Source organism: Methylobacterium sp. Leaf113 (genome assembly GCF_001423325.1).
In the GTDB taxonomy this organism is placed as follows: Bacteria; Pseudomonadota; Alphaproteobacteria; order Rhizobiales; family Beijerinckiaceae; genus Methylobacterium.
Genome location: NZ_LMNJ01000020.1, coordinates 38,112 through 44,368, shown reverse-complemented (window position 1 = coordinate 44,368; position 6,257 = coordinate 38,112). Strand labels below are relative to the sequence as shown.

Sequence of the window (6,257 nt, the reverse complement as noted above, 5' to 3'; positions counted from 1 at the left end):
GTGCTCGGCGACGAGCCGGGCACGATCTACGCCAGCACCCATTCCAAGGTCGGCGGTCCCAATGTGACCGAGACCCAGACCGTCTTCGGAATCGACACTTCGAAGGGGTTCCATACCTACGGCGTCGACTGGCAGGCGGATACCATCACCTATTACGTCGACAACAACGCCGTCGCCAGGCTTGCGACGCCGAGCGACATGAACAAGCCGATGTACATGCTGCTGAATCTCGCCGTCGGCGATGCAGGCTCGTGGCCCGGGGCCACAGACGCCACCACGCCTGCCGAAGGCCACATGCTCATCGATTATGTGCGAGCCTACACAACCAAGCGTGATGCCAGCCCGGTATCGCCTTCGCTCACGCCCCCGGACACCGGAGTGCCGGTCACCATCAGCGCGTTCAAGCTTGCCGGGCTCACCCGGGCCGCCAGTGGGGCGGCCGATGGCGAGCTGGCGGGAACGGCCAGTGGCGGCGCGCTGGTGACCATCTACGATGGCAACAGCATCGTCGCGACCACGAAGGCCGACGACAAGACCGGTGCCTTCGCGGTGACCTTGAAAGACCTCGGGGCCGGCAGCCACATGCTGACGGCGAAGGTCGGTCCATCAGCGGTCAGCAACGAAGTTCTGATCGTGGTCGGCACAGCATCGTCGGTGGTCGCCCAGTTGCCGGCCCTCCAGGCGTCCGGAAAACTGGCGGCGATTTACCTGTCCGATAGCCACGTCCTCCCGGTCGCGTCCGTCGCAGCCATGACCAGCCTCCTGACCGACAGCAAGGAGGCTTTGGCCGCCATCAAGGACGGCTACAGCTTTGCAGTCACGACCACGGCCGGAAACAACATCAGCGTGGTGAGCTACGATGCCCTCGGTCGGATGACATCGACGGCGACAACGAGCATTGTCGACGGCCAAGTCACGCGCTCCGTCGAGACGAAGGTGGATGGCTCCAGCACGACGCTGGTCTACGCCAAGGGCGCCGTCGTCAGCGAAACGCATGTCCATGCCGATCGGACGAAGGACGTCCTGCTCACCAACATCGTCGGCAAGACGTATGTCGCCGAAACCAACAGCTACGATGCGGCCGGAACCCTGATGTCCACCAGTCGGACGCATAGCGACGGCTCGAAGGACTGGGAGTTTTCCTTCGATAAGCAGACCGGCATCAAGACAAGCACATTCTTCGATAACGCTGGCGCTGTCGCTATGCAAACCATTAATTCGGCCGACAAGATGGTCGAGACCAAATACGTCGATAATCTCAAAACTTCGGAATATACATATTATACGCCAGGATCCGCCGATATCGCCAAGCTGAAGATCTTCACGGCCGGCGTCCTGACCTATGAGACCGTTCGGCACAGCGACCAAACCAAAGACAACTACACCTTTTCGCCCGACGGAAAGAGCTTCGCCGTCAAGCACGAACAGATCGACGCGACCGGTAAGACGGTCATGATTGATCTGACCTTCCAAGATGGATCGCACGCCATCACCGGCCTGAAGGGGAATCTGACGATCGAATCCACAGCGAAGGCCTCCGATACGTTGAAGGGCGCAGGAGGCGATACCTTCCTGTTCGAAAGAGATTCCGGCGCTGATACCATCGTCGGCTTCCATCCCGGCAGCGGAATCGGACACGACGTCATCGCGATCGACCATTCCGTGGCCACAAACATGTCTCAACTAGCCCTCAAGACGGTTGGCCAGGATACGGTCATTCAAATCAGTGCGACCGACAGCATCACGCTTCAGGGCGTCAGTCACACTGCGCTGACTCAGGACAACTTCTGGTTCACCTGACCGGTATTACTCGGAAGCCAACTCCGGTTGTCGAGATCGACCAAGACTCCGGTGTTGCATTCTGATGGTTTGGAGCCTGTGTTGAAGTTCGTGCCTGATGCCATCCTCGGATCAGACCCTGAAGGCGCGTTCGGCTGTCGCGCCCGAAAGGCTCAGGCTCCGGAGCATTCGGAGGCTTCCGACGTCCGACGGGAGGGTTCCTCATCGACCCGTTTGAGCTTGGGCGATCAAGCGCAAATGCCGTCGAAATCGGCGCAGGTCTGTGTTGTATCAACACCACTTCACACTTCCGTGGAGCGAAAAACTCGAATCCGGAAGACATCCAGGCGGCATAGCTTTAGTTGTGGCGCGACGACCCTACTCGGCCCGGCTTCGGGCGTATCTCCGGGAGGCGGTGTTTGCGCCGTAGCTTTCATTCACGTTCGATCGGTGCTGCGGTAATGGCATTCCCCGCCAAGGATCACGACGCCGCCCCGCGTCAGGGTGGACGCCTGCGTTTCGTTTTCGCGGCCCTTTCCCTCTGCGTTTCGGCCGCTTTGTCCGCTTGCACCTTCGTTTCCAGCGATGGCCCGAACCGGGGCGAAGTGCGAGCGAACGCGGCGTTGGAGACGGCGCCAACGCCTCCAGTCGGGTACGTCGTTCTCGATCTGAACGCATCCGTTCTGAGGGCGGCCAACGCCAACACGGAGGCGATGGGTCCACGCTTTGCCCGTGTCCCGGCAGGATCCACCGCCCGGCAGGGGGTGATCGGCATCGGCGACATCATCAACATCACGATCTTCGAGGCATCGGCCGGCGGCTTGTTCATCGCTCCCGAGGGTGGAACCTCGCGCGGAGGAAACTTCGTCGCGATCCCGCCGCAACAGGTGGAAACCAGCGGAACGATCACGGTCCCCTATGCAGGCCGCATCCAGGCGGCCGGGCGTACACCACAGCAGGTGTCCAAGGAGATCGCCACACGCCTCAACCAGCGCGCCGTGGAGCCGCAGGTTGTTGTGTCCATCGGCGAGCGTCGTTCCGGCAACGTCAGCGTTCTGGGTGACGTCACGCTGCCGAACCGGGTCAACATCGATCCCGGCGGCCTTCGTCTGCTCGATGCAATCGCCCGGAGCGGCGGTCCGCGCAGTCCCCCCTATGAAACCATCGTCACGCTCAAGCGGGACAACCGGACGACCCAGGCCCTGCTGAGCGCCGTGATCAAGGTTCCGGGGCAGAACCCCTACCTCGAGCCCGGCGACACGGTCTTCCTGACCAAGGAGCCACGCTTCTACCTGACGCTCGGAGCGACCCCGGCCCCCGGATCCATCGGCGGAACGAACAATCGTCGCTTCAGTTTCGAGAACGACACCATGAGCCTGGCCGAGGCCGCAGCCAAGTCCGGCGGCCTCGATCCATCGCGGGCGGACCCGCGCGCCGTATTCCTTTATCGGGTCGAGTCGCGCAAGGTTCTGGAGGACCTGAACGTTGACCTCGCGGGCTATACCGGCGAGTGGATCCCGACGATCTACAACACGGATATGAGCCGTCCGGATGCCCTGTTCCTGGCAAACGACTTCGCGATCCGCAATCGGGATATCATCTTCGTTTCGGAAGCGCCGTCCGCCGGACTTCAGCGCTTCACGACCGCCCTGTCAGGGTTGACCGGCAATGCGAGTGCGGCCGCGGCCGTCCGGTAGGATCGACGGCTTTCTCGTGAGAGCCGCGTCAGAGTCACACCGATACTGAGACGAGGGACACGGGCATGCCTTGGTTTCTGAGCCTACTCCTTCTCAGCGGCGTGCTTATCGGCAGCGTTCAGGCCAAGGAGGTCCGCCGGACGGTGGACGGCAAGGCCGGACAGGATGCGCGGATCGGCTTGTTTGGGAGCATCACCCCGGACTGCAAAGCCGAACGGACCCCGCCGGTCCGAATCGTCCAGCCTCCGACCCATGGCACGATCATCGTCGGAGCGGGCCAGACTCAGGTTCCGGCCTCTGGCGGAAGTTGCGCCGGCAGCGCCTTCCCGGTCCTGGCGATTTTCTACCGTCCGGCTGCGGATTTTGCAGGTGAGGATACGACGATCCTCGAATTCGATAGCGGCCTGCCGGAGAAGCAGGTTCAGATCGTGGACGTCATCATCCAGCGCTGACTGCCTAGGGGCGCCGAGCGAGACCGGGCCAACAAAGTCTCATTCTTGAGATTCTGCGCTCGATGCTCGGCGTGCCGTAGCGCGAGGGTGGCCGTGCCTATACCGGGACGAACGGATCACCGCTGACGGGTCAGCACATGGTAGCCGGGACGTCCGATCTGGCTGAGCGTCATCCGTTCTCCTTCGAGCAGACCGACGAACCGATCGCCGCCAAGCTCGAAGACGATCATATTCTCAGTCGTATTGAGAATATGCAGCGCGTCCCATTCGAAAGGCCGGGTCGGATTGCGATTGGCCTGCACGGCATCCTCATCGATCGTCAGCGTATAGTCGTCACCGATCCAGCGCCCCTCCAGCGCGTGGCGGCGCCGATGATCGCTGAGAGCGCTGTGTGAGATACCGGGAAGGATCAGACAGGCCGCGAAGACGAGCGGCCGGAACCCGGTCCTGCGCTGCCCTCTGGCGAACACGCATCTCGCCGCCATGGCTGGCCTCTCCCTCTCTGTCGGCTCTGGACTCATAAGCTTTAGCAGACCGTTGCCGCCCCGCAGACAGGGCAGCGAGGGCAGGATGCAAGGGGTCCGGTTGCGATGGAGCGGGGACGAGTTGTCAGGCGTGTGTCCCGCAGTCCAAGCCTGCCGGCGAAGCAGATCGGTGTCGAACCCCGTGTCATCCGGAAGATTGAGTGGCGGGCAAACGCTTCGGAAACTGGCCTCGCAATGGCGATCTGCACACGCTCTGCCAGCCCGACAACCCTGCCGCAAGCGCCGGAACGAATGGGGGAGCCGCGCCACAGAGGCTGCGCGCGAAGGCTTCGGACCCCGCATGATGCGGACGAGCCAGGGAGTTGCGTGATCGCCGCCAGAAATCGCCGAATCGGCCCTCCGGGTTGTTGCGCATGAATAAACACACTTAAAATTGCAATGTCGTCGCTGAATAGACTCCTTAACACAAAGACGTGAAGACTAAATTCACAGCCCTGCAATCAAGAATTGGAGAGAACCAGTCAGATATTCTCATTTATCTGGCTTGTAGCCTATCGTTAACCATCTTTGGGTATTACCCCCCGCAAAGCATAAGGGGGAATTGGCAAAAATGGCGGATACAGTCTTTTCGACGGCTCAGTACACCTCCGGTACAGCCGGTGCGGACCGGATCGATCTGTCATCGCGCGGGACGCGCGCGCAGCTGATCGCCGGTCGGGATGGGACCGACACCATCATCGGGGCGTTGGGCAACGACACCATCAACGGCGGCGCTGGCAACGATGTCATCACCGGCGGGCTCGGCGTGGACAGTCTGACGGGTGGAGCCGGAGCCGACCGCTTCGTGTTCAGCAAGGCGGATCTGTCCGGCTCGGCCGGCCTGACGGGCACGGCCCTCGACCGGATCACCGACTTCCAGGGGGCCGGCATCTCCGGCGGCGACACGCTGGTGTTCCGCGGCTTTGCCGCCGATGCCGATGTGGTCGAGATCAGCACGCAGGGCACGCTGCATACCTACGAGATCCGCGAGAACGGCACGGCCGTCGGCCGCTTCACCGCCATCCATGCCGGAGAGGCGCTCACGTCGGGCGACGTCGTCTTCGAAAACTCCACGACGACGCCTGTCTCACAGCCGCCCGTCGTCGTTGCGCCATCATCGGGGACGGGCGAGGCAGCCCGGGCGAGTGCCACGCCGACCCACACGATCAAGGCTAACAATGCGGTCCAGACCCTCAGCGGCACGGCCGGGCACGACGACATCTGGGGCTGGGACAAGGGCAATGCTGTCCTGAAGGGCGGCGCCGGCGACGACACCTACCACATCTGGCAGTCGAGCGATCAGGTCGTCGAGGCGCCCGGCGGCGGCGTCGACACGGTCATCATTGCCTGGCGCGACTACACCCTGCCGGACAACGTCGAGAACCTGAGCTTCAGCAACGCCAAGAGCGGCACCGGCAACAGCCTCAACAACATGATCACCGGCGATGGCGGCGCCCAGACCCTCAACGGCAAGGCCGGGAACGACATCCTGACCGGCCGCGGCGGGGCCGATATCTTTGTCATCGCCAAGGGCGAGGGCAGCGACGTCATCACCGACTTCACCTCTGGCGTGGACAAGGTCCGCATGGAGGGGGTCAACCTGCACAGCTTCGCCGAGCTAAAGATGGCAGCCAGTCAGGTCGGGTCGGACACCGTCATCGCGCTCGGCGGCGGCGAGACGCTGACCTTGCAGAACGTGGCACTCACGAACCTCAAGGCCGGCGACTTCGCCCTGCCAGCGGACCCGTCGCATCCGGGCATGANCGGCGGCGGCGAGACGCTGACCTTGCAGAACGTGGCACTCA

4 protein-coding genes and 1 pseudogene are annotated in these 6,257 nt (G+C 62.7%); 4 read left to right on the top strand and 1 reads right to left on the bottom strand.

Features of this window, described 5'->3' with window-relative positions; all coding sequences use genetic code 11:
- The 3 genes from ASF60_RS13600 to ASF60_RS13590 form a co-directional block, all read left to right on the top strand.
- Positions 1-1,800, top strand: a 1,800-nt coding sequence (locus tag ASF60_RS13600) for a glycoside hydrolase family 16 protein (protein ID WP_156634095.1), incomplete at its 5' end; no start/stop codon positions are given.
- A gap of 692 nt (positions 1,801-2,492) precedes the next feature.
- Positions 2,493-3,476, top strand: coding sequence for a polysaccharide biosynthesis/export family protein (locus ASF60_RS13595; RefSeq protein ID WP_162241319.1), 984 nt, complete (start codon positions 2,493-2,495; stop codon positions 3,474-3,476).
- A 65-nt stretch (positions 3,477-3,541) separates the two neighbouring features.
- Positions 3,542-3,928, top strand: coding sequence for a hypothetical protein (locus tag ASF60_RS13590; protein ID WP_056185621.1), 387 nt, complete (start codon positions 3,542-3,544; stop codon positions 3,926-3,928).
- Positions 3,929-4,044: 116 nt separating this feature from the next.
- Here the strand turns inward: ASF60_RS13590 and ASF60_RS13585 are convergent, their stop codons facing one another.
- Positions 4,045-4,413, bottom strand: a complete 369-nt coding sequence (locus ASF60_RS13585) for a hypothetical protein (RefSeq protein ID WP_056185619.1) — start codon at positions 4,411-4,413, stop codon at positions 4,045-4,047.
- A gap of 610 nt (positions 4,414-5,023) precedes the next feature.
- Here ASF60_RS13585 and ASF60_RS26200 point away from each other — a divergent pair.
- A pseudogene (locus tag ASF60_RS26200) lies at positions 5,024-6,215 on the top strand (hypothetical protein); the annotation flags it as partial.
- Positions 6,216-6,257: the final 42 nt, after the last annotated feature.

What these genes read in the sequence shown, in the direction of transcription:
- ASF60_RS13595 (WP_162241319.1), top strand. Translation starts at nt 2,493, where the DNA reads ATGGGTCCACGCTTTGCCCGTGTCCCGGCAGGATCCACCGCCCGGCAG.
- ASF60_RS13590 (WP_056185621.1), top strand. Translation starts at nt 3,542, where the DNA reads ATGCCTTGGTTTCTGAGCCTACTCCTTCTCAGCGGCGTGCTTATCGGC.
- ASF60_RS13585 (WP_056185619.1), bottom strand. Translation starts at nt 4,413, where the DNA reads ATGGCGGCGAGATGCGTGTTCGCCAGAGGGCAGCGCAGGACCGGGTTC.